27 protein-coding genes are annotated in these 23429 nt (G+C 66.2%); 3 read left to right on the forward strand and 24 right to left on the reverse strand.

Going from position 1 to position 23429, the window contains the following annotated elements; translation table 11 throughout:
• Nucleotides 1-17: 17 nt before the first annotated feature.
• From trbB to M8231_RS04085, 22 genes are all read right to left on the reverse strand, one after another.
• Nucleotides 18-1001 carry a P-type conjugative transfer ATPase TrbB gene (trbB, locus tag M8231_RS03985; RefSeq protein ID WP_250202301.1) on the reverse strand — a complete coding sequence of 328 codons (984 nt, stop codon included), beginning with the start codon at nucleotides 999-1001 and terminating at the stop codon, nucleotides 18-20.
• Nucleotides 1002-1168: 167 nt separating this feature from the next.
• Entirely contained in the window at nucleotides 1169-1618 is a 450-nt protein-coding gene (locus tag M8231_RS03990) for a CopG family transcriptional regulator (RefSeq protein ID WP_250202302.1), read from the reverse strand.
• A gap of 4 nt (nucleotides 1619-1622) precedes the next feature.
• Nucleotides 1623-3626 (reverse strand): conjugal transfer protein TraG, encoded by a 2004-nt coding sequence (locus tag M8231_RS03995; RefSeq protein WP_250202303.1) that lies wholly within the window; start codon nucleotides 3624-3626, stop codon nucleotides 1623-1625.
• Nucleotides 3627-3652: 26 nt separating this feature from the next.
• Nucleotides 3653-5392 (reverse strand): relaxase/mobilization nuclease domain-containing protein, encoded by a 1740-nt coding sequence (locus M8231_RS04000; RefSeq protein ID WP_250202304.1) that lies wholly within the window; start codon nucleotides 5390-5392, stop codon nucleotides 3653-3655.
• Between the two features lie 246 nt (nucleotides 5393-5638).
• Nucleotides 5639-6349: a lytic transglycosylase domain-containing protein gene (locus tag M8231_RS04005; protein ID WP_250202305.1), complete on the reverse strand. Its 711-nt coding sequence runs from the start codon at nucleotides 6347-6349 to the stop codon at nucleotides 5639-5641.
• A gap of 69 nt (nucleotides 6350-6418) precedes the next feature.
• Entirely contained in the window at nucleotides 6419-6754 is a 336-nt protein-coding gene (locus M8231_RS04010; RefSeq protein WP_205396686.1) for a DUF736 domain-containing protein, read from the reverse strand.
• Between the two features lie 68 nt (nucleotides 6755-6822).
• Complete coding sequence (locus M8231_RS04015; RefSeq protein WP_431307124.1) at nucleotides 6823-7368, reverse strand: S26 family signal peptidase; 546 nt, start codon at nucleotides 7366-7368, stop codon at nucleotides 6823-6825.
• Nucleotides 7365-7886 (reverse strand): DUF2840 domain-containing protein, encoded by a 522-nt coding sequence (locus M8231_RS04020; protein ID WP_250202306.1) that lies wholly within the window; start codon nucleotides 7884-7886, stop codon nucleotides 7365-7367. The genes M8231_RS04015 and M8231_RS04020 overlap by 4 nt, the downstream gene beginning before the upstream one ends.
• Nucleotides 7883-8134, reverse strand: coding sequence for a hypothetical protein (locus M8231_RS04025; protein WP_183952318.1), 252 nt, complete (start codon nucleotides 8132-8134; stop codon nucleotides 7883-7885). Before M8231_RS04025 ends, M8231_RS04020 begins: the two co-directional genes overlap by 4 nt.
• Nucleotides 8131-8784, reverse strand: a complete 654-nt coding sequence (gene parA / locus M8231_RS04030; protein WP_250202307.1) for a ParA family partition ATPase — start codon at nucleotides 8782-8784, stop codon at nucleotides 8131-8133. Before parA ends, M8231_RS04025 begins: the two co-directional genes overlap by 4 nt.
• The gene (locus M8231_RS04035; RefSeq protein ID WP_250202308.1) at nucleotides 8781-9938 is read right to left on the reverse strand and encodes a replication initiator protein A; all 1158 of its coding nucleotides are present in this window, start codon (nucleotides 9936-9938) and stop codon (nucleotides 8781-8783) included. The genes parA and M8231_RS04035 overlap by 4 nt, the downstream gene beginning before the upstream one ends.
• Nucleotides 9939-9955: 17 nt before the next feature.
• Complete coding sequence (locus tag M8231_RS04040) at nucleotides 9956-10237, reverse strand: helix-turn-helix transcriptional regulator (RefSeq protein ID WP_250202309.1); 282 nt, start codon at nucleotides 10235-10237, stop codon at nucleotides 9956-9958.
• Nucleotides 10238-10372: 135 nt separating this feature from the next.
• Nucleotides 10373-10903, reverse strand: a complete 531-nt coding sequence (locus tag M8231_RS04045; protein WP_250202310.1) for a DUF2285 domain-containing protein — start codon at nucleotides 10901-10903, stop codon at nucleotides 10373-10375.
• A complete protein-coding gene (locus M8231_RS17045) occupies nucleotides 10794-11189 on the reverse strand; it encodes a transcriptional regulator domain-containing protein (RefSeq protein ID WP_431307125.1) in 396 nt (131 codons plus the stop codon). The genes M8231_RS04045 and M8231_RS17045 overlap by 110 nt, the downstream gene beginning before the upstream one ends.
• 72 nt (nucleotides 11190-11261) lie before the next feature.
• On the reverse strand, nucleotides 11262-11522 hold the full coding sequence (locus tag M8231_RS04050; RefSeq protein ID WP_250202311.1) for a DNA -binding domain-containing protein: 261 nt from the start codon (nucleotides 11520-11522) through the stop codon (nucleotides 11262-11264).
• A gap of 96 nt (nucleotides 11523-11618) precedes the next feature.
• Nucleotides 11619-11885: a helix-turn-helix domain-containing protein gene (locus M8231_RS04055; RefSeq protein ID WP_250202312.1), complete on the reverse strand. Its 267-nt coding sequence runs from the start codon at nucleotides 11883-11885 to the stop codon at nucleotides 11619-11621.
• A 319-nt stretch (nucleotides 11886-12204) separates the two neighbouring features.
• On the reverse strand, nucleotides 12205-12531 hold the full coding sequence (locus M8231_RS04060) for a DUF736 domain-containing protein (protein ID WP_250202313.1): 327 nt from the start codon (nucleotides 12529-12531) through the stop codon (nucleotides 12205-12207).
• A gap of 573 nt (nucleotides 12532-13104) precedes the next feature.
• Nucleotides 13105-13545 (reverse strand): hypothetical protein, encoded by a 441-nt coding sequence (locus M8231_RS04065; RefSeq protein ID WP_250202314.1) that lies wholly within the window; start codon nucleotides 13543-13545, stop codon nucleotides 13105-13107.
• Between the two features lie 132 nt (nucleotides 13546-13677).
• Nucleotides 13678-13845, reverse strand: coding sequence for a hypothetical protein (locus tag M8231_RS04070; protein WP_169800607.1), 168 nt, complete (start codon nucleotides 13843-13845; stop codon nucleotides 13678-13680).
• A 285-nt stretch (nucleotides 13846-14130) separates the two neighbouring features.
• Nucleotides 14131-14553, reverse strand: a complete 423-nt coding sequence (locus tag M8231_RS04075; RefSeq protein ID WP_250202315.1) for a type II toxin-antitoxin system VapC family toxin — start codon at nucleotides 14551-14553, stop codon at nucleotides 14131-14133.
• A gap of 38 nt (nucleotides 14554-14591) precedes the next feature.
• Entirely contained in the window at nucleotides 14592-14804 is a 213-nt protein-coding gene (locus tag M8231_RS04080; protein WP_250202316.1) for a FitA-like ribbon-helix-helix domain-containing protein, read from the reverse strand.
• A gap of 84 nt (nucleotides 14805-14888) precedes the next feature.
• Nucleotides 14889-15815 carry a DUF2493 domain-containing protein gene (locus M8231_RS04085; protein WP_250202317.1) on the reverse strand — a complete coding sequence of 309 codons (927 nt, stop codon included), beginning with the start codon at nucleotides 15813-15815 and terminating at the stop codon, nucleotides 14889-14891.
• A gap of 392 nt (nucleotides 15816-16207) precedes the next feature.
• On the opposite strand from M8231_RS04085, the gene M8231_RS04090 reads away from it, so the two are divergent.
• The 3 genes from M8231_RS04090 to M8231_RS04100 are packed head-to-tail and all read left to right on the forward strand — an operon-like array spanning nucleotide 16208 to nucleotide 17956.
• Entirely contained in the window at nucleotides 16208-16378 is a 171-nt protein-coding gene (locus M8231_RS04090) for a hypothetical protein (RefSeq protein WP_250202318.1), read from the forward strand.
• 20 nt (nucleotides 16379-16398) lie between these two features.
• Nucleotides 16399-16710 carry a helix-turn-helix domain-containing protein gene (locus M8231_RS04095; protein ID WP_250202319.1) on the forward strand — a complete coding sequence of 104 codons (312 nt, stop codon included), beginning with the start codon at nucleotides 16399-16401 and terminating at the stop codon, nucleotides 16708-16710.
• Nucleotides 16703-17956, forward strand: a complete 1254-nt coding sequence (locus M8231_RS04100; protein ID WP_250202320.1) for a type II toxin-antitoxin system HipA family toxin — start codon at nucleotides 16703-16705, stop codon at nucleotides 17954-17956. Before M8231_RS04095 ends, M8231_RS04100 begins: the two co-directional genes overlap by 8 nt.
• A 21-nt stretch (nucleotides 17957-17977) precedes the next feature.
• On the opposite strand, the gene M8231_RS04105 is transcribed toward M8231_RS04100, so the two are convergent.
• Nucleotides 17978-19042 carry a DUF7146 domain-containing protein gene (locus M8231_RS04105; protein WP_250202321.1) on the reverse strand — a complete coding sequence of 355 codons (1065 nt, stop codon included), beginning with the start codon at nucleotides 19040-19042 and terminating at the stop codon, nucleotides 17978-17980.
• The gene (locus M8231_RS04110; RefSeq protein WP_250202322.1) at nucleotides 19042-23349 is read right to left on the reverse strand and encodes a strawberry notch family protein; all 4308 of its coding nucleotides are present in this window, start codon (nucleotides 23347-23349) and stop codon (nucleotides 19042-19044) included. The genes M8231_RS04105 and M8231_RS04110 overlap by 1 nt, the downstream gene beginning before the upstream one ends.
• Nucleotides 23350-23429: the final 80 nt, after the last annotated feature.

Here is a 23429-nt window from a genome sequence, read left to right on the forward strand (position 1 = left end):
GCGCGCGAAAGTGCGGATCATGACAGGTCTCCTGTTGGGTTGGGGTTGGCCGGACGGATGCTGTAGTCGCCGTCGGGGCCGAGCCCTTCGACGCGGGTAAGTTCGGCGAGGCGGCGCGCGGAGCCGCGGCCGGAAAGGACAGCCACGAGGTCGACGGTCTCGGCGATCAGCGCGCGCGGGACGGTGATGACGGCTTCCTGGATGAGCTGTTCGAGGCGGCGCAGCGCCCCGATGCCGGTGCCGGCATGAATGGTGCCGATGCCGCCAGGGTGGCCGGTGCCCCAGGCCTTGAGGAGATCGAGCGCCTCGGCGCCGCGCACCTCGCCGATGGGGATGCGATCTGGGCGCAGGCGCAGCGAGGAGCGGACCAGTTCGGAAAGGGTCGCGACGCCATCCTTGGTCCGCATGGCGACGAGGTTGGGCGCGGCGCATTGCAGCTCGCGCGTATCTTCGATGATGACGACCCGATCCGTCGACTTCGCCACCTCGGCGAGGAGCGCGTTGGTGAGTGTGGTCTTGCCCGTCGACGTTCCGCCGGCGACGAGGATGTTGGCGCGTGAGGCGACGGCGCTGCGGAGAATCGCGGCCTGGTCGGCGGACATGATGCCCGCGGCGATATAGTCGTCGAGCATGAAGACCGCGACGGCGGGCTTGCGGATCGCGAAGGCCGGTGCGGCGACGACGGGCGGCAGCAAGCCTTCGAAGCGCTCGCCGGTTTCGGGCAGCTCGGCGGAGACACGCGGACTGCGCGGATGCACCTCGACCCCGACATGGTGGGCGACCAGACGCACGATGCGCTCGCCATCGGCGGCCGACATCCGATCTCCCGTATCGGCGAGTCCCTCGGACAGCCGGTCCACCCACAGGCGCCCATCCGGGTTCAGCATGATCTCGATGACAGCGGGATCTTCGAGCAGATGGGCGATGGTCGATCCGAGTGCGGTGCGCAGCATGCGCGCGCCGCGTGCGAATGCCTCCGGTTTCTGGTTGATCGTGGTCATTTCGCCCCGCTTTCTCACGGGGCTGAAAAGGCGATCCCCGGATCGGGGACGATTAAAAGAGCCCTGAATCAGGCCAGTTCAACAAGTATCGGTCGTCGTAGTGGTGTGGCGTGCAAATACAGGAGAACGGCGGCGGCGCGCTGATCTTGATCCGGCGAGATCAGCTTCTATGAAGCGGTCTTCTCCTCGCCCGCCGGCGCCTCGCCGACATCTTCGACGATCTCCTGCCGGAGCTTCGGCCCCTGCGCCAAACGGCGTCCGAGCGCCGTGATGAAGGCATCATAGCGCTTTCCGGCCATTGCCCGCGCCGCCTGGGCGGCAGGTTCGGGAAGCGCCGGCGTGGTCGTCAGCCAGAACCGGATGAATACGGCCATGGTCTCGACACTGATGCCGACATCGCGCTCGATGCGCGTCAGGCGGCGATCGATCTGGTCGAGCCGTTTGGCGACCACCGCCTCCCGCCGCTGCGCGTCGTCCGGCGACAGGAAGGAGGCGATGGCGGCTTCGGCGATCAGGGAGAGCGATTGCTCGCGGCGCGCGGCGAAGTCGGAGAGCATCGCCATGACATCGGGATCGAGATAGACCGAGATCTGTGCCTTCTTCTTGCGTCCGGTCATGGCGCTACAGCTCCATGCCGTCGTTCGGATCGAGCGACACCTGGCGCGCGACGCCCCGCATGACGCTGGTCAGCCGCTGACTACGGGTTGCTTCGTCCTCGGTATCGTCGGGCAGTTCGATCTCGAACTCATTGTCGATCGGTGTCTTCTTCTCGATGGGCGTCACCCGGTTGAGTTCGGGCTGGTGACGTCGCTCGGACTCGGTCGGATCGTCATCGTCGTTGTCGTCGTCATCGGGGCCGACCGGTGGGGCCGCGGCATCGCTCGCCTCGGGGCGCGCTGGCGTCGGCAGCTTGCTCCAATCGTCTGGCCGACCTTCGGCGGGGCGTTCCAGCTTGGGCGGCGGCAGGATGCGCTCCTTGAAGCGGATGTCTTCGAAGTAGCGCGCCTTCTTGGCACGGATGGGCGGCGTGCCGGCGACCATGACGATCTCATCGGTGGGGGGCAGCTGCATGATCTCGCCCGGGGTCAGGAGCTGACGCGCGGTTTCCGAGCGCGATACCATCAGGTGGCCGAGCCAGGGCGAGAGCCGGTGGCCGGCATAGTTCTTCATCGCCTTCATCTCGGTGGCGGTGCCGAGGGCATCGGAAACGCGCTTGGCGGTGCGTTCGTCGTTGGTGGCGAAGGACACGCGCACATGGCAGTTGTCGAGGATGGAGTTGTTCGGCCCGTAGGCCTTCTCGATCTGGTTCAGCGACTGGGCGATCAGGAAGCTCTTGAGGCCGTAGCCCGCCATGAAGGCCAGGGCGGATTCGAAGAAGTCGAGCCGGCCGAGCGCGGGAAATTCGTCGAGCATGAGCAGCAGCCGATGACGCCCGGCCTTGGCCTGCAGATCCTCGGTCAGGCGCCGCCCGACCTGGTTGAGGATCAGGCGGATCAGCGGCTTGGTGCGGTTGATGTCGGACGGCGGGACGACAAGGTAGAGCGTGGCCGGGCGCTTGCCGCTCACCATGTCGGTGATCCGCCAGTCGCAGCGCCGCGTCACCTCGGCGACGACGGGATCGCGGTAGAGGCCGAGAAACGACATGGCGGTGCTGAGCACACCGGAGCGCTCGTTGTCCGACTTGTTGAGGAGTTCGCGCGCGGCGCTGGCGATGACAGGGTGCGGCCCGGCGTCGCCGAGATGGCTGGTCTTCATCATCGCCGCGAGGGTCGACTCGATCGGCCGCTTCGGATCGGAGAGGAAGGCCGCGACGCCGGCCAGCGTTTTGTCGTCCTCGGCGTAGAGGACGTGCAGGATCGCGCCGACCAGCAGGGCGTGGCTGGTCTTTTCCCAGTGATTGCGCTTTTCGAGGCTGCCCTCGGGATCGACCAGGATGTCGGCGATGTTCTGGACGTCGCGGACCTCCCATTCGCCGCGGCGCACCTCGAGCAAGGGATTGTAGGCCGAGGACTTCGGATTGGTCGGATCGAACAGGAGGACGCGGCCATGCCGGGCACGAAAGCCTGCGGTAAGCTGCCAGTTCTCTCCCTTGATGTCGTGGACGATGGCCGAGCCTGGCCAGGTCAGGAGAGACGGCACGACCAGACCGACGCCCTTGCCCGATCGTGTCGGCGCGAAGCACAGCACATGCTCCGGCCCATCGTGGCGGAGGTATGCGCGTTCGTAGCGGCCCAGCACCACCCCGTCAGCGCCGAGCAGCCCGGCCGCCTTCACTTCTCCCTTCTCGGCCCAGCGCGCCGAGCCGTAGGTCTCGGCGTTCTTCGCCTCGCGAGCGCGCCAGACCGACATGCCGATCGCGACGGCGATGGCGATGAAGCCGCCCGACGCCGCGATCATCCCGCCCTCGGCGAAGATGTCGGGGGCATAGGCGTCGTAGAAGTACCACCACCAGAAGAGTGCAGGTGGATAGTAGATCGGCACACCCGCCAGAACGAACCAGGGCGAACCGAGCTGAGCCTGGAAGCCAAGACTCCAAGCGACATACTGGGTCGCCGCCCAGGTGGTGATCAGGATGATCAGAAAGACGACGGTAATCTGCCCCCAGAGGATTTTGGTCGCGGACATCGCAGCGCTCCTTTCTTGTTGGGTGGTTAGAGGCCGAGGCCGCGCTTGCGACCGAAGCTCCAGTCGACGCCGCCGTCTGCTCGCGCGACGCCGGAGACGTGTTTGCCGAGATGCTTGTCGAGGGACGGCGACCAGGGCACGAGCTGGAAACCGAGGCCGTCATCGATCATGGCGAAGCGGCCGGATGCGAGCGCAAGGCGCTGGCGATAGGCGCCGGCGACATATTCGCCGTTTCCCGCAGGCTTGAACGGCTGGCCGGTTTCGGAGCTGAGTTTGTCGGCCACGGCGTCCAGTTCGCGGCGGCGGAGCGTGTCGATCAGATTGCGGGCGAAGGTGATGCGTTGCCCCTGGCGATCGGCAAGACCTTCGCCAACCAGATGGTCGGCGCGGCGCTGCATCGCCTCCCGGACCTCCGCGCCGAATCCTCCCTCCGACATGGCGACCGGCTCGCGGGCGATGGCCTGCCGGTCGAGCCACGTCGCCCCGGCCGCACGGACCTGCTGCTGGAGATCGAGGTCGGATCGGATGGCGATCGCGACGCGGCGATCACCGCGCGCATCCTCATAGGCGCGCAGTTCGACGATTGATCCCGGTCGGCTGTCACCGGCGGCGTCGAGATGCGGCAGCCTGATATGATGCGTCCTGCCGTCGACGCCGTCGACGACGGCGTAGGCCGTCCCCTTCAGCTCGTCGTCGAGGCCGCGCGCGACCAGTCGGCCGATGACCGGCACGTCGAGGCTTTCGCCGGCCAGGACATAGTTCGTCGATCCGCGCTCGATGCCGTGCTCGGCCAATGCGCGGTGCATGCGCTTGATGATGTCACCGCGTAGCCCAAGTTCGCGCAGCACCGTCTCGGCCTCGGACTTGATGACCCATTGTCCAGGTCCGACCTGTCCGGCGATGCCGAGCACCTCCAGCCTGCGCAGCCGTCCGACCTTCAGTGCATGGAACTCGTCGGGCTGGCGATCGGCGTGGGGGGCGAGATCGATGACGCCCGTTTTTCCAGCATCGCGGACAAGCTGCCGGTCGAGCTGCGTCCAGCGTTCCGCCCCGATCTGGCTTTCGAGGGTCCGGCGGATGTCGAGGTCGCTGCGCGGCCCCAGGTCCCGCGTGATGAGGTCGCGCGCCCGGTCGCGCATCCCTTCCTTGATGTAATCGCGGGAGATCACGAGATCCTGGCCGTCGTCGCGGACGCCGCGCACGATCAGGTGGACGTGCGGATGAGCGGTGTTCCAGTGATCGACCGCGACCCAGTCGAGCCGCGTGTCCAGATCCTTCTCCATCTGGGCGACCAGATCGCGGGTGAAGGACTTCAGGTCCGACATCTCCACGGCGTCGTCGGGCGAGACGATGAAACGGAAATGATGGCGGTCCTCCTCGCACCGTTCGGCGAAGACGCTCCCGTCAGCAACCTCGTTCCCTGGCCCGAACAGCTGCGCCTTTTCCCCGTCACGGGTGACGCCGTCGCGGCGGAGATAGTCCAGATGGGGGCCGAGGGGGGCGGCGCGGCCGCTATGCCGAACGACGCGGGCCTTGATGACCGCGCCGCGGGTGCGTGCGGTGATGAAGCGGTTCGCCTGGATGCTGGCGCGTTGGCCGCGGCCAAAGCGGGAGCGATTGGCGGAGACGATGCGCCCGGAACGCGAGATGCCGCCGCCCGCTTTCTTCGCTGCGGCGAGCGCCTGGGCAATGAAGGGCCGGGCCGACTGGGCGCGGGTCGAGCGGATGCGCCCAGGCCTAACGCGGAACTCATGATCATCGGCCATGAGGCGAGCCCGCAATGTGCGAAAAAGTACGCCGATACAATGCGCTGGGCTTGTGGCGCACATTGCCTAAAAGCATGGCAATGTGCGCGGCGCGCCAGAAATCCCTGCAAAAACAACCGCCCGACCGCCGCACAATGTGCGCCCTTTTATCCTGCCATCGTTCGGTTGTTGTGCCTGCCTCTCTCCCTTGCGCCCTCCATGTTGCGCGAGGGCGCGACCGGTTGCGACGGATGCCGGACGGGCTCATCACGGTGTTCCCGGATTGGAGCGAGCGACGACGAGGGGCGTGTCCAGCGGTTCGGCCTGATCGGATGTCCGCGCCGTGACGGAGGGCCGGCGATCGTCCGAATGCGCGTTGCCTGGCCGTGAAACGACGGAACGCGCGTCAATGGACCGCACGACGAACAGCGGCGCTTCACGCCAATCTGGCGCGGGTGGCGGCGCGATGGGTGGTGGGCCGGATGGCGACGCCGCGCCGAGTTGCGGAGCGAGGAATGCGATGTAGGCGCGCGTTTCGGCAGGCAGCGCGCGGCCTGTCCGCAGATAGGCATCGTAGCGGGCAGGACCGGCATTATAGGCGGCCAGCATCGCCGGCACATCGCCGTAACGGTCGAACATTTCGCGCAGATAGGCGGCGCCTGCGAGGATATTGTCGCGTGGATCGTAGGGATCACGGCCGAGGCCATAGCGGGTGCGCAAATCCGCCCAGGTGCCGGGCATGATCTGCATCAGCCCCATCGCCCCGGCCGATGATATGGCCCGCACGTCACCCGCGCTTTCGGCGCGCTTGACGGCGACGATCCACCGTTCGGGAATGCCGAAGCGCCGTGAAGCCTCCGCGACGAAGGCGGCGTGCGGTTCGGCTGATGTCGTGCTCGCGGCGGATGAGGTCTGCGCGACAACACCGCCGGCCGCGCCGGTGGCGACGATCAGGCCGGAAAGGAGAAGGAGAGCCATGCGCCGGGCGGATCGAGGCCGCCCGGGCGCACTCTGCCGGCTCGTCGATGATCGGCGAGCAGACATCGATCAGTCCTTCTCGGCGCGGTCGCGCGGGCGCGACCAGTGCAACGACCAGGACGTTTTGTCGTCACCGTTCTGGAAGAGGTTGGCGCGGATCGGCTGCGGGAGTGTGGGATCGTCGAGCTGGATCGAGACGAACGCGCCGGCCTTGTCGCTGGAGCGTTTCCAGCCAGCACCGATCTCCGGGCCGTCCTCGCCCTCGGCATGAACGCGATAGTCCGGCGCGTTCTCGGTATCGCTCGGCTCGGCCGCTACGACGGCGACCGCGATGTCGAGGCTGAGCGTGCGAATGCGCCCGCCATAGCCCGTCTTCAGCTTCGTGAACTCTCCGATCTGTGTCATGCGAGACTCCTGTCGATTGTGCTGCGGTGATGAAATCGGCGGCGGCGGGAATGCCGCTGGTCGCGCGCTCACCGCGTCGGCGCGCGCCATTCGAAGCGGCCGTTGCCTTCCTCGTCGGTCCACAGCGGAGCCGCACGGCCGATGATCTGGTTGGTGGAGGTCAGGCCGAAGTAGCGGCCGTCGAGGCTGTCGCGGACCTGCCAGTTCATGAGGAAGACTTCGCCGGTCGGAATGCGGCGGCAGCCCTGCCAGACGGGCAGGTCGCGGCCCGCGCGATCACGTTCCCGCGCTTCACCCAGCTCGACGCCATCGACGGTGACGGTGAGGTTCGCGCGGCAAACCGTCTGCCCGGCGACGCCGAGGATGCGCTTCAATAGCGGGACGCCTTTGGGCAGATAGCCGCGTTCGGCGAGGAAGGCGGCGAGGGGCTCGGGCGCATCGACGGCGACGAGGTCGGTGACTTCGACTGGGTCGTCGGAGTCGATCATGTAGAGCCCGACCGGCGCGCTGGCCGATGCGTTCCACAGGAGCTTGATCGGCATCGGCGTGAGCGCCGGATACGCAACGCCCGTCGTGGCGAGCGCTATCGTGAGGATAAGGCCGGGCCGCTTCACAGCATGACCTTGGTGCGCAGCAGGAAGGCGCGATGCTGCGCGGGCGTGTAGGTCTGAGGGTGATGACCTGCCGCCAGGCGGTTGTGGACATGACGCCAATGGTCCGGCGCAGCCGTGTCCGCGTCGATGCCGATCGCCTCGATGCCATCGATATGCCGCAGGACGCTTTCGACCTTCGGCCAGCCGTCGATCTTCAGCAGGATTTCACCGCCCGGGCGCACGAAAGGCAGCGTCTGGTGCGGTTCGCCCGGCTCGATCGCGCGCACGATGTCGATGTGAGAACTGACCGTGCCGTAGTCGTTGGCCGCCCATCGGACGAAGGCGAATATTGTATTGGGACGGAACGAGACGACACGCCGCCGGCGGTCGATGATCTGTTCGCGCGCTTCACGGCCGAACCTGATCCAGTATTCGATCTTCTGCTCGACCCATGTCAGCTCGACATGGGTCAGGTCGTCGCGAGGAGGTGCTGACGGCATCGCGCCGCCGCTCACGCCGGGAGCCGCGATGCCGCTCATGAGGGGTCTCCTTCGGTTGGCGGGAACTCGCGCGCGAGCAACGCGCGCAGCATGTCGGCGACGGTGACGCCGCGACCGAAGGCGGCGATCTTGATCCGGCCGCGCAGTTCGGGCGTCACGTCGATGGTGAGCCGGGCGGTGAACGCGCTTGCATCGATCGTGCGCGGCGCAGTGTCGGCGCCCCTGATCCATCGATCGGGATCGGCGGGGCGCGCTGCGAAGCCGCGACGGGTGGATCGCTCGGTCATGGAGCGCTCCTGCCGATGGAAAGACGCAGGAGTTCGTCGGCGAGCGCCGCGATTTCGCGCGCGGCCAATGCCGCATCGTCGCGTTCGGCGACCAGACGGCCCGTCTGCGCGGCGGCGGCAAAGGCGACACGCTGGCCTATGGTGGCGGCGAGGACCGGCGGGTCGTGCTCTGCCAGCATCTCGGCTGTCTCGCGGGCAAGGATGGTGCGCGCGTCGCAGCGATTGAGCACGAAGCGGGCGACAAGCTCGGGGCGGTAGATGCGTGCCTCGCCCAGAAGCACCAGCAACTCGGCTGACGCCCAGCCGTCGAGCGGTGACGGTTGCACGGGGATCAGCACGAGGTCGGCGGCGAGGAGCGCCGAGCGCATCAGGCCGGCGACGCGCGGCGGGCCGTCGATGATGATGTGATCGACGCTCTTCGCCAGTTCCGGCGCTTCGCGGTGGAGCGTGTCACGGGCCAGGCCGACGACGCCGAAGCGGCGCGGCAGGTCGCCACGGCTGCGCTGCTCGGACCAGTCGAGCGCCGAGCCTTGCGGGTCCGCATCGATCAGGGTGACGCGCTTGCCGCGTCCGGCGAGTTCGCCGGCGAGGTTGAGCGCCAGCGTCGTCTTGCCGACACCGCCTTTCTGGTTGAGCAGCGCGACGATCATCGCGCACCTCCGGGGCGGTTCCCGAACGGACGCGGATCGGCAGTAAGCGGTTCGCCTTCCTGCCGGCCTGGCCGGGTGGCGGAGGTGTCGCGAGCTGGCGATTTGCCGTTGACGCGGAGGTTGTTCGCAGCGGTGCGGATGAGGCTTCCCATATCGCGCGCGCGCTCTTCAAAGTTAGATTCTGGGTTAGCCTCTAAGTTAAGGGTACGATTCCACCCGTGTTTTCCAGAGCTTAGGGCTGACTTGGGTTCCCGATGGCACGAGCCTCGGGTTCCTGATGGCACGATAGGCCGGGTTCCCGATAGCACGAGGCCGTCCACAGCTTTTCCACAGGCCGCGAGCGGCTCGAAGGCGAGAAGCGTGCGCCCGCCAATCTCCACTTCGAGACAGAGGCGGTAACCGGGCAGTGGCTGACGCCGCACGATGTCGCGCAGTTCGAAGGCGAAGCGCTTGAACGGCGACAGGCTGCCGGATTTGAGATGGAGATGGCGCAGGTCGAAGCGCCAGCCGGCGCGCTGACGGCCGCCATGCTTGCGCACGAGGCGGTAGAGCCAGCGGTCGAGACCGCCGGTGAGATCGAAATAGGCCGGGTCGATGGTGAGGATGAGAGCGTCGTCGAGGACGGCTTTGTAGAACCAGTCCGGGACGATCAGTTCGATGCCATCGGGTCGCCCCTGGCGATTGGTGCGCTCCTGCCACTCGTTGATCCAGGAGAAGCGATGGCGGCGGCCCTCGACCGGTTGCCGGATGGATGTCGACACGGTGGTGGATTGCAGGCGGTCCAGCGCCGCCTTGAGGCGTTGATAGTCGCGCAAGGATGTGCCGCGACCGACGTAGTTGAGGATCTCATAGGGCGTCGCTGCCATCAGGCGCGACGTGCGAAGCCCGGCATCGCGCGCTTCGACGATCTGGCTGGCCGCCCAGATCAGGATGTCGGCATCCCAGATCGTCGCCATGCCGTGATCGGGAACAGCTTCGACCCGGATCGTGACGTTGCCGGCGGCAAAATCGATCGGGGCGATGCGACGGGATTTGGAGAGGGAGAAGAAGGGATAGGCCATCAGATCCTGCGCGTCTCGTGGCGCGAAATCGCCAGGGAGCGCACGAAACAGATCGAGCTGCCCGCGCTCCGAAAGGGCACGACGCGCCGCCATGAAGGGGACCGACGCGATCAGCGTGCGTAGCGACCGGCGATCTGGCCGATCGGCAGCGCGTGGCGTTTGGCGGGCAGGACCGATCCGCGCGGATCGGTGGTCGAGGTGACAGCGCCGCGCGCCGCCCAGGATTCGAGGTCGTCGACGGAATAGACGACGCGCCCGCCGAGTTTGCGGTAGGCCGGGCCGGTGCCATAGGTGCGGTGCTTTTCAAGAGTGCGTGCCGAGAGGCTGAGAAACTCGGCGGCTTCCTTGGTCCGCAGATAGCGTGGCGGGAGCGCGGCGGTATCGGGTCGCATGAGCGGGCCTCCGTGGGGTTGCTGGGGGCCGCTGGCGAACAGCGGCTGACAGCGACCACGGTGGCGGAGGACCATCGGCGGGTGGGATGGGGAAGTTGGGGTGGCTGAATTTCCCACCCCCTGTCATTGCCCCGGCTAAACGCGGCGGCGGTGCCGGAGCAGCTTCAGATAGCCGCCACCGATGAGCGCCATGCCCGCCTCGACGAACCCGATCACCGCGTCGCGCAGCGGGGATGTCTTCCAGGGGTCGGCTTCGACGCGCGCCGCGCCGTAGATTGCGATGGCGATCTCGCGATAGGTGGCGCCGTTCATGCGGCCATCGGCTGCGCGGAGCCTCAAGCGGAAACGGCGGCGCTGGTCGACGGTCATGCGTGTGTCGCGCAGTGGCGGACGTTCGAGCGATGCCCGCGACAGCCGGGCGAGCGCATCGATACGGTCGAGGATGTCGTCATCGATAGGGATGACTGCCGCGAGCTGATCCTTTGGTGATGCGCCGGGAAGAAAAAGGATCTGGAGGTCGTGATCGGGTAGAGCGGCATAAGCCCCTTCGGGGCCGTCATGCTCCGCGCCGAACCTGTCGGTGAGAGTATTGCGGGCGGAAGGCAGGAAGTCTGGCCGGTGCGTCAGGACGACGAGGGCAGGATTGTTCGATGGCGACCACACCACCTGCTGCTGGGCCGCTGAAAGACTGGGTCTGGCCGCGAAATCGCAACCCCCAGCGCCGCTGCGTTTCGGAAGCCAGCGGCAAGGTTTCGGTGCTGGCGGCGACCAGGCGGGCGTAATGTTCCTGATAGGGGCGGTATCTGCGAAGGCATTCCCAGGCGAGTCCTTCGATCGCCAGAGTATCGAGGAAGTCGTAGCTGTCCTCGTTTCGCCAGTCCGATGTATCAGGCTTCATCGCATCAACTCCCCGCGTGGTGCGCGTAAGTCGAAAGCCCATTTTTCTTGGCATGGGATGGATGCCGGAAGCCCGAAGCGGGACATCGCGCGATGTCGAAAGGGCATCACGCGGCTCGCAAGCCTGTCAGCCGTGAGCCTGCCGAAGGAGGTGCTGATAGCCGGTGTGCGTCATCCAGCGGGCGCGAGCGAGATGGCTGTCGTGGATGCGCCGGCAGCGTTCGGGTTCGCGGGCAGGATCGAGGCCGAACAGGACCTGGACGGCTTCCTCCCAATGAGCGCCGTCAGCGGCTGCGTCCAGCAAGCGCATGTAGAGTTTGACATGCGACCTGTCGTAGTCGGTGAGTTCCTGCCCGGACGGCGCGATGTCGTCGAATGCTGTGATCATGGGACAAGCGTGATTGGTAAACGAAGCTTGCGCGTTAACCAAGTTCGATCGAGCCCGTCGGCGGCGTAAGGAACAGGAGATTTCGCTGCCGGTAGGTCAGCGCGCGACGGTGGATCGGTTCGGCTTGTTTCCGCGATCATCGACCAGCAGCACCCCTTGCCCGCGGTCGGTCGACAGGAAAACGATACCGGCGGCTTCCAGGGCCCTGCGTGCCTGATCGCGTGTCGTCTCGTACACCTCGAGCCCGCTTTCGGATTCAAGGCGCTTGAGTGCTGTCAGCGATATGCGGGCCTTGTCAGCGAGCGTCTCCTGCGTCCAACCCAGCAACGCGCGTGCGGCCCGGGATTGTCGGGCGGTGATCATGCATGATCACCTCCCATCGCAACCCACGCGCGTTCCAGAACTACGACTATTTTAGTCGTCCTCGTTCCTTCCGGCTAGCTTAAAGACCTGAGCCGGGACCGGCATCGCGATGATCCTGACGGGCCGATTCGCTTATTTGTCCTGATGTTATTGATGAGGCCGAGGGGTCTGCTGCCCGGCTTTTCGGTTTCGCCAGTAAAACCGAACCGCTTGCATTCGGCTGCGGCGCACCTATCCGCGGACCACACCAGTGGCAGCCGATCCGCTTTGAGCGGGAAGGCGGCCCCGGCCTTGCGGCCGGGGCCTTGTCGTCTCCGCCTCAGTCGCTGCGGCGACCGTTGGGACGGGACCAGATGAGGGAGAAGCCTTCGCCGTCCTCGTCGTCGAAGAGGTTGGCGTAGATCGGAGCGTTGAAGCTCGGATCGTCGAGCTTGAGGCCCAGATAGTCGCGGCCCTCGTTGGAGCGCTTGGACCAGGCGGCGCCGATCTCGGCGCGGCCGACCAGGACCCGGTGGCTGGGGGCGCTCTCGCCGTTGGCGCGCAGGTCGGGAACGATGCGCACGCCCTTGGCCTGGACGCTGAGGGTGACGATTTCGCCGGTGAATTCGTTCGAGCCGGTCTTCTTGAAGGTGCCGATGGTCGCCATTGTAAGTCTCCGTTTTCCGTTTCGAGCCCGCACCATTGCGGCCTCGATGGCGATCGACCGGCCGGAGGCGAGCGCCGACACATCGCTTGCGACCGCAGCGAGAGCGGAGGATGGCGCAGGCGCGACTTTGTTGTTTCGCGAGGAATGACGGCGCAGCCGGCAGGGGAAGAAAGTCGGGACCAGCCGTTGTGGCTTAGGCGCCCGAGGCGAAGCCGTCCTTCGGCCAGATCAGGCCATTGAAGAGGCCGTTTTGGAACGGGTTCTGGACGGATCATTGGCGGAGACGGTGGCGGCCCTCGCACTGGGCCGAGAGACCCGATCAGCGATCACAGGCGGAAACATCCCTTGAACAGGCCTGCGCTGCGCCTTTCGCCATTCCATCAGTCCTGACGGAACGCTTCGACACTGAGGTTCCTCCGGCCACGACGTCGCTGCCGCTTCCGGCGCGCTCCACCGTTCCGCAACAGGCAGGCCCAGCCGACGCCCCGCAATTCCGCTTCCTGTCGGGCCAACCTGATGGCGTGGGCGAGAATGCCATACGCCGTATGGTCCTGCTCCGAATGAATGTCGGGGTTAGGTGTGGGACACATGCCCCGCCACAGGGCTGGACGCCGCCATTCCGGTGATACGGGCGAACGCGACGATGCCGACCGCGATGGCTCCGATGATCGAGAATGCGGTCTGCCATGCCTCGGACGGCATGGTGTGTTTCACGATACCAAGAGTGGCATGGAAACCGGCGACCACGGCCGGGGCGACGAAGGCCGCGGCGATGAACAGCCGCGCCCAGGTCGGACGGACGGTCGCGAGCAGCAATTGACCAAGGCCGAAGGTAAGACCTGCGGCGACAAAACCGACAAGGATCGCGCCGAGCCATCCGGCGCCAGTGCCATAGGCCCATGTGCCTGCGGTCACGCCGGCGAAGAACGGAAGTGCGAATACCGCAAGCGTGAACAGCAGCCAGCAGAGGAAGCCGATGGCGGCTATGCTGAGAAGGATGCCGATGAAGATCATGGTGGTGTCTCCGCAAATGTCAGACGGATGCGCCTCCACCACCACCATGGCGCGACAGTGAGATTAGCAGAAATTCTGTCGCCGGGGGAGCGCAGGCGCGCCGCGTCCGCCGTTCGTGCGGCCCTGTTCGCCTCATGAGGCGAAGGGGTCGATTTCACCGATGATGGCGTCGTCGTCGCCGTCATATTCTGTCGCCGGGGTGACGGAGAGCGTGCCGTCGCCCGCGCGGTAGATGACGATGGCGGCCATCAGGGTGGTGGCGAGGCTGAAGGCGAAGGCGTGAGCGGTTTGGAAGGACATCGACCTGGCTCCTGCTTGAGCGGAGGTCCATCCCCCGCTGACAGGCGCCCGAAGAGTTCGGCCGTTGGCCGCAATCACCGCGCAAGGCGCAGCCGGAGCGGCGGCACGCGCATGCGTAGTCCGACCCTTTACGGGTTGATGGCGTCAGGCCATCGGCGGAACCAAAGGATCAGCGTCTTGAAGCGGGGGTGGTCGTCCGATCAGGAGACCATGATGCCTGTCTGCTTGCCGCAAGGGCCGTTTCTGCCGATTTGCCCGGTCCACTCCGATGCTGGTGGCAGGTCGTCAGCGCCCGGTTTTCCAGGGATCGATGACCTCGACATTGGCGGCGTCGAACGCGCTGGTGTCGCGTGTGGCGACGACGAAGCCTTTGGCGGCCGCGATCGCCGCGATGTAGCCGTCGGGGGTCGGGAAGCCTTTCCCGGCCGCTCGGGCTTTGACGGCGAGATCCGCGTAATGTCGCGCGGCATCTATGTCGAACGGCAGGATGCGATCGGTGAACAACTCCATCACTCCGTCGAGAGCGTCGGTGAGCCTGTCCTTGCGCCTGCCGTCGGGGAGCGCGCCGATACCGAACATCAGTTCGGCGATGGTGACGCTGGAGAGAAAGAGCGTTTCCGCGGCCTGCTCGTCGAGCCAGGTCCGCACGGCTTCGTCGGGCGCGGGCTTCATGGCCTCCGATACGACATTGGTGTTGAGGAGGATCATTCGAAGCTCATCGGCTTGGCGGGCGTCTTGTCGCGCGCCTAATCGAGGGCGTCGATGTCCTCATTGGTCAGGCCGAGCCGGCGGCTGCGTTCCGCGAGCGCCGTGCCAAGCCGAAGGCGGGTGTCGGGGCGAACAGCCGCTTCGAGGATGGCGCGCATCTCGGCCTCGGTACTGCGGCCGTGCTGCGCGGCGCGCACCTTCAGGGCGCGGTGCGTCGCGTCGGACAGGTTCCGGATCGTGACGGCTGGCATGATAGCGCTTCCTGCAAAGTTGATAGCGATGATAGCAAAATATAAAAATGCCATCATTTTTCAAACTGGGGCTGACGGCGGCGCTCATGCGCCGCCCGAGCCGAACCGATAGACCGGGATGCCCATTTTGCGGGCCTTGTCGGCGAGATTGTCCTGAATACCCGTGCCGGGGAAGATCACGACCCCGATCGGCACGATGCTGAGCATCTGGTCGTTGCGTTTGAAAGGCGCCGCCTTGGCGTGCCTGGTCCAGTCGGGCTTGAAGGCGACCTGCGGCACCTTGCGGCTGTCGGCCCAGCGGGAAGCGATCTTTTCGGCGCCCTTCGGCGAGCCGCCGTGCAACAGCACCATGTCCGGGTGCTTGGCGTGGATCTGATCGAGCTTGGCCCAGATATGCTTGTGGTCGGCGGTGTCGCCCCCCGAGAAGGCGATCTTCGGGCCGGCTGGCACGAGCACCTCGGTATCCGCGCGCCTCCTGGCGGCGAGGAAGTCGCGGCTGTCGATCAGCGACGCGGTGAGGTGACGATGGTTGACCCGCGATCCGGTGCGTTGCGACCAGGGTGAACCAGTGGCGATGCGGTAGCGCTCGGCGGCAGCCTCGCGGAAGCTTTCCATGCCGTCGCGGCGGTCGATCAGGTTCATGCCGATGTCGATGAGGCGCTCGAGCTGGAGGGATTTCACCTCGGAGCCGTCCTGTTCGCGCTGAAGCTGCTTTTGCGCTTGCTCGTTGTCGTCGAGCTTCTGCTCGATCCGGTCCACCGCGCGGTGGAAGATGTTGACGGTCGACCAGAGCAGATCGGGGAGATCGAAATCGAGGCTCGTGTCGGTGATCGTGGCGACGAGGGCGTCGAAGATGTCGGCGACGGCGCCTTCGATGATGCGGTCTTCCGGCAGCGGGCGCTGGTCGAGTTCGTCTTCGGAAGGACGATAGCCGTGGAGTTGCAAGTCCTGGATCAGCTGGTCGGTCGGGGATGACTCGTGGTGCGGTTCGTAGTCGTCGTGCTCGCTCATGGGATGCTCCGTCGGATTGGACCGCGACCGTCGCGGCCTTCATGGCGACGAAGCCGTCGGGCGGGACGGACCTGCACCCGGAGCGTGAGCCGAAGGGCCGCAGCGTCAGCGGAGGATGGCGAAGGCCGGCGATTTTGTTTCGCGATGGAAAGACCCGAAGGGTCGCCGGAAAATCGTCGGCAGGAGCCATTGCCGATCCGACCCGGCTGACGGCCGATCGCCCTCTCGAAGGCCGAGGCGCGGTCCCCTTCCGATGGTGGGCGCATCCTCGTGGGCATGGCGATTGCGCGCCGCCCTCCAGCCCTTTCCGGCGCTGCCGTCAGGCTCAGGATGCGACCGGCGTCTTTCAGCGGAGACTCGGGGGCGTATGTCTTCGTGAGGACCTACAGAAGGTGGCGGACGACCTCGCGCGGGATGGGGCTGCCGGGGTTCAGGCGCAGGGCGGGATCAGGAATGCAGGATGCGAATACGGATCATTCATGCATGGCGTGATACGAAAAGAGATCATCAAGCTTGATAGCGCCGAGGAAAATGATATGTTTTCGCGTCATGTTTGGCTGTGAAGATATGTTAAGGGATCTCCATGCGATCTGAATTGGAAACCCTGCATGAGATTGGCAGGCTCTTCAGTCAGGCCCGGACGGCTGCCGGGCTGACGCAGGAGCAGGTTGCCGAACTGGCCGGCATATCCCGGCCGCGCTACCGCGACATCGAGAAGGGGGCGGCCGCCGCGCGTGCCACGACGCTCATGAACATCGCGCGCGCGCTCGGGCTGGAGATGATGCTGGTGCCGCAAACCATGGTTCCGGCGATCGAGGCGCTGATGCATCCGCACGACGACGATGACCGCCCTGCCTTCGCCGTGCAGCCAGACGACGGAGACGACCATGGCTGATAAGCCATTTGCCCCCAGGGCGGTCCAGTCGCTGGACGTGTTCCTGAACGCGATGAAGGTCGGCACGATCGTCAGGACGCCGGGTGACTTTAATGCGTTCAGTTTCGATGAGGCGTATCGCGCGGGCGGCGGTTCGCCGACTTTAAGTCTTTCGTTCCGGGCCGCTACGGGCGGATTGCGCAAAGACCCCAAGCCTCTGGCGGGCGCGCTTCCGGCGTTCTTCGCGAACCTGCTGCCGGAAGACAAGCTGCGCGAGGCCATGGAAAAGCACCATGCCGGCGACGTTCGTCCGGGCAATGATTTCGATCTGCTCGCGGCGCTCGGCGCGGATCTGCCAGGCGCGGTGCGGGTCGTGCCCGGCGAGGGTATGGATGAGGCTCCGCAAGCCGCTGCACACGAAAAGCCCAAAGCGCGCTTTTCTCTCGCGGGCGTTCAGATGAAGCTGTCGGTGATGAAGAACACCGGCAAGGGCGGCGGGCTGACGCTTCCGCTCGGTGACGGTCAGGGGCAATATATCGCCAAGTTTCCTTCGACGGCGTTTCCCGGCGTTTCGGAAAACGAGTTCGCCGCCCTCGCGCTTGCGTCCGCGATCGGTATGGATGTTCCGGCAAACGAACTGGTCGCCAAATCGGATTTCGAAGGGATCCCGGAAGAGTTCGACACACTGGCCGAAGGCCGGGTGCTCCTCATCACGCGTTTCGACCGTGGGACGGATGGGACGCGGATCCACATCGAGGATTTCGCTCAGGTCTTTGGCGTCTATCCGGCGCGCAAATATGAAGGCGCCGCCTATCATGACATCGCGGCAGCGTTGACCGCCGCGATCTCGCCTGCCGCCGCGCTGGAGTTCGTGCGCCGTCTCGCGCTGGCGGTCGTGACGGGCAATGGCGACATGCATCTGAAGAACTGGTCGCTGATCTATCCGGGCGATGGAGGCAGGCCGGCGCTCGCGCCGGTCTATGACCTGCTGTCGACCGTTCCCTATATTCCCGCCGACAACCTGGCGCTGTCGCTGGGCGGGGAGCGATCGTTCAAGGCGATGTCGGCGCCGCGCTGGAGAGCCTTCGCCAATCGCGCCAGACTGCCGGAGCCTGCGGTCATGAAGGCGGTTGTGGAAACCGTCGCCCGAGTCAACCGGCATTGGTGGACACTTCCCGAACGCGAAGTCGTGCCTGCGCCCGTGCTCGAGAGGATCGACGCGCATGTGAAGGCGATGACCCCGATCCTGAACAGCTGCGTCGACTAGACGCGCGTGGGCTGACCGGGTTCAGCGCTTGCCGGGCTTCGCGCCACCTGTCTCGTGGCGTCGAAGGAACCGGAGGACGTCTTCCGGCGCAAGTTGTACCCGAACGCTTGCCGCGAGCGCATCGATGCCGAGCTGCCGGAGATCCTCGTTGAAGTCCCCGAGCGCCGGCGACAATGGAATCGCCTCGATGCCCTCGGCGTTCGCGCGTTCGATCAGCATGTCGCGCGCGCCATCACCGGCCGGATCGTCATCGCGGACGATATAGAGTCGGCGCAGATTCGGCGGGAACAGGATGGCGGCCAGATGCGCCGCCGAGAGCGCCGGGGCCATGGCCATTTCGGGTAAGACCTGCCGGAGCGACAGCATGGTCTCGATACCTTCGCCTGCCGCCATCACGCTGCCGGGCACACCGAGGCGGACGGCCGCCCCAAGCAGATCGCCCATCGCCTTGCGCGGGGTGTCGATCGGCGCCTTGTCAGAGCCGTCGGGCGCGAGCCAGGTGCGGTGTGCGCCGGTGATCTTGCCATCGAGGTCGGTCACGGCGGCGATCATGGCGGGCCAGGTCTCGGTCGGGCCATTGTCGGGTCTGTAATAGCAGCGCGGATGGAAGCGCAGGCTGCCGGTTGCGTGCAGAAGCGTAATGCTGCGTCGGCGCAGATACGTCTCCACGACGGTGCCTGTGATCGGCTGCGACATTGCGAACAGTCGCCGCGCGGCCTCGGCCGATCCCGAAGGCGCCGGGACAACGCCGCGCCGTGGCGCCGCGGGTTCCGGTTCGGGGTGCGGCAGGCTGAGAAAGCTGCGGGCCTCATCGGTGACATCGGGAAAGTCGGTGAGGCCGAGCGATTCACGGATGACGTCGAGAAGATCGCCATGTTCGCCGGTGGCGGCGTCGGTCCATTTGCCGGCACGGCCCTTGGGGCTGTCCTTCAGCCGGACGAACATCGAGCGGCCCTTGGTGTTGCGGACGTCGCCAACCTGCCAATAGTTGCCCTGGCGCTGCCCATTCGAAAGATAGTGACGGCAAACCGCCTCGGCCTGTCGGCCGAGACGGTGCGCCAGATCGGAAGCGTCCTGCCGTGCCATCACGCCGCCTCGCGCTCGCTGATGCGCTCGATGGCGTAGGTGTCGAGCAGCTTGCCGAGGACGGCGGGACCGGAGGCGCCGACCGGCACGAAGAAGCGCAGCTTCCACGAAATGATCTCGCTGAAGAGACCGTAGGCGCGCAGGCGATCCCGCATTGTGTCGCTGAACCCCGACAACTCGATGCGGTTCGCGCCCATGACACGTACGCGGCGAAGCTGGAGCCCGTCAGCCAGGTCGAGGATGGTGCGGCCGTCCACCAGCGCGGCATAGGCATCATCGCTGCTGAGATTGGTGGTTCCGGTCGAGGCGGCGGTGGCGGCCCAGGCGGGTGAAACCCGCCGTCCGATGATGCGTTCGCCGTCATCGGTCTGAAGCCGATAGACGCGCGTCGACTCGTTGGGCAGGCGCTTCCACACGGGCAGGAGCAAGCCGCTGACCATGTGGATCGTCCCGTCGGTGAACGCGGGCACCTCGTCGACCTCGCGCTGCCAGAAGGCGGCGAAGGTGTCGCGCTCGGTCTCCTGCCAATGGCTGTCCGCCATCATGGCGAGGGTCGCATGATGCTGTTCCATCGGCCGGATCAGCCGGACGCGGCGCTCGATCTCGCCATCGTCGAGCATGATGGACGGCGCGGATAGCTGAACAGCGGCGCGACCAGAGCGCGCGTTGACGAGCAGCCGGGTCTGCGGATCGTCGAGCCAGCCGAGCGCCGCATCGAGCGTGGTCGGCCGATTCCGGCGACGCTCCGTGATCGTGAGCAGCCGCGTCTGTGCAGCTGTCGCCGGGTGCGTGTAGATGGTCGTGCGTTCGGTGACGACGAAGCTCTCCGCCGTCAGTGTCTCCAGCCCGACATCATAGACGCCGCTGGCGATGGCTCCCGCCACCCTGGCGTCGAGCAGTTGCTCGAAGGCAATGAAGAGGATGCCCTGAAGCTCGATGGTGAGCGCCAGCAGGCGGTTCAGGAAGGTGGTGATCGGCGGCAGGTCGTCCTTGATGCCATTGTCGTCCATCAGCTTGAGGCCGGTCGCGGCCTCGAAACGCCCCAGCGAACACCCTTCGACCTTGCCGCGGACGATCAGGAGATAGAGCTGGCGCAGCGCGTCGCGGGCATAGCTCGATTCCAGATTGTCCTCGGGCCGGAACAGGCCCTGGCCACCGGTCTGACGCTGGCCGCGCGTGATCGCACCCAGCGTGTCGAGACGCCGTGCGATCGTGGACAGGAAGCGCTTTTCGGCCTTCACGTTCGTCGCGATCGGGCGGAACAGCGGCGGCTGCGCCTGATTGGTGCGATTGGTGCGGCCCAGGCCCTGGATGGCGGCGTCGGCCTTCCATCCAGGTTCCAGGAGGTAGTGGACACGCAGGCGCTGGTTCTTCGCCGACAGCTCGGCGTGATAGCTGCGGCCGGTGCCGCCGGCGTCGCTGAACACGAGGATGCGCTTCAGGTCGTCCATGAAGGCTGCGGTTTCCGCGAGGTTGGCGGACGGCGCCCGGTTCTCCACGGCCAAACGCTCGCCCTTGCGGACGATGCGCCGGGAGCGGCCCGTCACCTCGGCAACCATGTCGGCGCCAAACCGATGCACGATCTGGTCGAGCGCGCCGGGAACGGGCGGCAGGGACGCGAGCCGTTCGATCAGCTCGTCGCGCCGCGCGACAGCTTCGCGGCTCTCGACGGGTTGGCCGTCACGATAGACCGGGCGCGAGGACAGATTGCCCTCGCCATCCGTGAATGGCTCGTAGAGCTGCACCGGGAAGGAATGAGCGAGGTAGTCCAGGACATATTCCCTCGGCGTGATGTCGACGCGAACGTCGTTCCATTCCTCGGTCGGGATTTCGGCCAGTCGGCGTTCCATCAGCGCTTCGCCGGTCGAGACGATCTGGATGACGGCGGCGTGGCCATCGTCCAGGTCGCGTTCGATGGAACGGATCAGCGGCGGCGTTTTCATCGACGTGAGCAGGTGGCCGAAGAAACGCTGCTTCGCGCTCTCGAACGCCGAGCGGGCGGCGGACTTGGCCTGCCGGTTCAGTGTTCCATCGCTGCCGGTGATGTTGGCGGCCTGCATTGCCGCGTCGAGATGATTGTGGATGACCGCGAACGCGCCGGCATAGGCGTCGTAGATGCGGCGCTGCTCGTCGGTCAAGGCGTGCTCGACCAGCTCATATTCGACGCCATCATAGGAGAGCGAACGGGCGGTATAGAGGCCGAGCGCACGCAGATCGCGGGCAAGCACTTCCATGGCCGCAACGCCGCCGTCCTCGATCGCCTCGACGAATTCGGCGCGGGTGGCGAAGGGGAAATCCTCGCCGCCCCACAGGCCGAGCCGCTGGGCATAGGCGAGATTGTGGACGGTGGTCGCGCCGGTGGCGGAGACATAGACGATGCGGGCATTCGGCAGCGCGTGCTGGAGCCGCAGGCCCGCGCGTCCCTGCTGCGAAGCGGCGACGTCGCCGCGTTCTCCCTTGCCGCCCGCGGCATTGGCCATGGCGTGGCTCTCGTCGAAAATGATCACTCCGTCGAAATCGGAGCCCAACCAATCGACGATCTGGCGGACGCGCGAAACCTTTTCACCGCGATCGTCGGAGCGTAGCGTGGCGTAGGTTGCAAATAGGACGCCTTCCGACAGGGTGATCGGCTTGCCCTGGGCAAAACGCGACAGCGGCGTGACCAGCAGACGCTCCATACCGAGCGCTGACCAGTCGCGCTGCGCATCCTCGATCAGCTTGTCGGATTTGGAGATCCAGACCGCCTTGCGGCGTCCGCGCAGCCAGTTGTCGAGGATGATGCCGGCAGACTGGCGGCCTTTGCCGGCCCCGGTGCCGTCGCCGAGCATGAAGCCACGGCGGAAGCGCACGGCGTTCTCAGCCTCGGCCGGAGCCGCCTGGACGAGATCGAAGGTCGCGTCGACGCTCCACGAACCGGCAAGGAAGTCCGAATGGGCCTCGCCGGCATAGATGACGGTCTCGAGCTGGGCGTCCGACAGAAGATCGGTGATGTTCGTGGGCAGCATCGGCCGATAGGCGGGCTTGGGCGGCGCGATGCTCGCCATGGCCGCCGATTGCACGAGCCTGGTGGGGTGTGCCTGACAACCGGCAATACGGATCGACTGCAATCTATATTCTTCATAGATCGCGTCCGTGAGGTTGGCGCCATCCGGCGGCGTCCAGTCCACCGGGTCGTAGGCGAGTTCGATACCTTCCGGGTCGATGGAAGATGGCGCGGTCGGACGTGCGGTTTCGGCTCGTGCAAGATAGCCGCGCACGGTGCGAGGCGCCGCGCCCGTCACGGCGCGCGCGTTATCGGGAAGAGCGATGGGAAGGCGCGGTGGAACCTGTGCCTCGATCCAGGCGAGCAGCGTGGCGACGTCGGGCGCAAGACCCGATGATGCCGGAAACACGGCCGGATCTTCGGCGGGCAGCTTGTCGATGACGGTGAGCCGCGTCTCGATGGTCGTGCCGTGCCTGGCATAGACCGAGCCGTCGATCGCAGCGGTGAAGACGACGCGGCCGCGCTCCTGAAGCCGGACGAAAGCATCGCGCCAGGCCGGTTGCTCGGGGCCGAAATTCGCACCGGTGATCGTCACCAGGCGCCCGCCGTCGGCGAGCCGCGCCAGGGCCGAGGCGACATGGCGCAAGGCGGCGTCGGCCATGCGGCCGGAGACGTTCGCCATCACCGAAAAGGGCGGGTTCATCACGATGGCGGAGGGAACGGCGCTCGCCGGGAGGTGATCGTCGATCTGGGCGGCGTCGACGCGCGTGATGGCAAGGGCTGGAAAGAGCTGGCCAAGCAAATCGGCGCGGGTTTCCGCCAGCTCGTTGAGGAGCAGCGAGCCGCCGCTGATCTCGGCGAGGATGGCGAGCAGGCCCGTGCCGGCCGAGGGCTCCAGCACGATGTCGCGCGGCGTGATCTCGGCGGCGGAAATGGCGGCAAGGCCGAGCGGGACCGGCGTCGAGAATTGCTGAAGCGCCTGGCTCTCCTCGGAACGACGGGTGTGCGTCGGCAGGAGGCCGGTGATTTTCGACAAGGCGCAAAGCCGTGCGGCCGGAGTGTCGGCTTTACGGAAAAGCGCACGTCCGTATTTGCGCAGGAACAGGACGGTGGCGCATTCGCAGGCTTCATAGGCCGTCTTCCAGTTCCAGACGCCGCTCGTGTCGGAACCCTCGAAGGCGGTCTCCATGGCGGCGCGAAGGCCGGCGTTGTCGATCCGCTGCCCGCGTTCGAGCATGGCGAGAAGCTGATGGGCGGCGGCGATGATGGCAGACGCACGGACGATGGGCGCAGCCGGGGTGGGCACGGGCGATTGGATGTTCATGGTCGGGAACCTCGGGAGAGCGGGACCGGGACGCCCGAACGGCGCTCTCTCTCGACCGCCCGGACTCGACCCGTCCCGGC

The organism is Brevundimonas albigilva (genome assembly GCF_023573565.1).
Classification (GTDB): Bacteria; Pseudomonadota; Alphaproteobacteria; order Caulobacterales; family Caulobacteraceae; genus Brevundimonas; species Brevundimonas albigilva.

Bases quoted from the DNA above. Each gene is read 5' to 3' on its own strand.
- M8231_RS04070 (WP_169800607.1), bottom strand. From the start codon at position 13,845: ATGTCCTTCCAAACCGCTCACGCCTTCGCCTTCAGCCTCGCCACCACC.
- M8231_RS04025 (WP_183952318.1), bottom strand. From the start codon at position 8,134: ATGACCGAGCGATCCACCCGTCGCGGCTTCGCAGCGCGCCCCGCCGAT.
- M8231_RS04100 (WP_250202320.1), top strand. From the start codon at position 16,703: ATGGCTGATAAGCCATTTGCCCCCAGGGCGGTCCAGTCGCTGGACGTG.
- M8231_RS04110 (WP_250202322.1), bottom strand. From the start codon at position 23,349: ATGAACATCCAATCGCCCGTGCCCACCCCGGCTGCGCCCATCGTCCGT.
- M8231_RS04095 (WP_250202319.1), top strand. From the start codon at position 16,399: ATGCGATCTGAATTGGAAACCCTGCATGAGATTGGCAGGCTCTTCAGT.
- trbB (WP_250202301.1), bottom strand. From the start codon at position 1,001: ATGACCACGATCAACCAGAAACCGGAGGCATTCGCACGCGGCGCGCGC.
- parA (WP_250202307.1), bottom strand. From the start codon at position 8,784: ATGATCGTCGCGCTGCTCAACCAGAAAGGCGGTGTCGGCAAGACGACG.
- M8231_RS04020 (WP_250202306.1), bottom strand. From the start codon at position 7,886: ATGAGCGGCATCGCGGCTCCCGGCGTGAGCGGCGGCGCGATGCCGTCA.
- M8231_RS04040 (WP_250202309.1), bottom strand. From the start codon at position 10,237: ATGCGACCCGATACCGCCGCGCTCCCGCCACGCTATCTGCGGACCAAG.
- M8231_RS17045 (WP_431307125.1), bottom strand. From the start codon at position 11,189: ATGCCAAGAAAAATGGGCTTTCGACTTACGCGCACCACGCGGGGAGTT.
- M8231_RS03995 (WP_250202303.1), bottom strand. From the start codon at position 3,626: ATGTCCGCGACCAAAATCCTCTGGGGGCAGATTACCGTCGTCTTTCTG.
- M8231_RS04055 (WP_250202312.1), bottom strand. From the start codon at position 11,885: ATGATCACCGCCCGACAATCCCGGGCCGCACGCGCGTTGCTGGGTTGG.
- M8231_RS04085 (WP_250202317.1), bottom strand. From the start codon at position 15,815: ATGAGCGAGCACGACGACTACGAACCGCACCACGAGTCATCCCCGACC.
- M8231_RS04060 (WP_250202313.1), bottom strand. From the start codon at position 12,531: ATGGCGACCATCGGCACCTTCAAGAAGACCGGCTCGAACGAATTCACC.
- M8231_RS04000 (WP_250202304.1), bottom strand. From the start codon at position 5,392: ATGGCCGATGATCATGAGTTCCGCGTTAGGCCTGGGCGCATCCGCTCG.
- M8231_RS04005 (WP_250202305.1), bottom strand. From the start codon at position 6,349: ATGGCTCTCCTTCTCCTTTCCGGCCTGATCGTCGCCACCGGCGCGGCC.
- M8231_RS04010 (WP_205396686.1), bottom strand. From the start codon at position 6,754: ATGACACAGATCGGAGAGTTCACGAAGCTGAAGACGGGCTATGGCGGG.
- M8231_RS04050 (WP_250202311.1), bottom strand. From the start codon at position 11,522: ATGATCACAGCATTCGACGACATCGCGCCGTCCGGGCAGGAACTCACC.
- M8231_RS04080 (WP_250202316.1), bottom strand. From the start codon at position 14,804: ATGCCAGCCGTCACGATCCGGAACCTGTCCGACGCGACGCACCGCGCC.
- M8231_RS04065 (WP_250202314.1), bottom strand. From the start codon at position 13,545: ATGATCTTCATCGGCATCCTTCTCAGCATAGCCGCCATCGGCTTCCTC.
- M8231_RS04035 (WP_250202308.1), bottom strand. From the start codon at position 9,938: ATGGCGGCGCGTCGTGCCCTTTCGGAGCGCGGGCAGCTCGATCTGTTT.
- M8231_RS04075 (WP_250202315.1), bottom strand. From the start codon at position 14,553: ATGATCCTCCTCAACACCAATGTCGTATCGGAGGCCATGAAGCCCGCG.
- M8231_RS03990 (WP_250202302.1), bottom strand. From the start codon at position 1,618: ATGACCGGACGCAAGAAGAAGGCACAGATCTCGGTCTATCTCGATCCC.
- M8231_RS04105 (WP_250202321.1), bottom strand. From the start codon at position 19,042: ATGGCACGGCAGGACGCTTCCGATCTGGCGCACCGTCTCGGCCGACAG.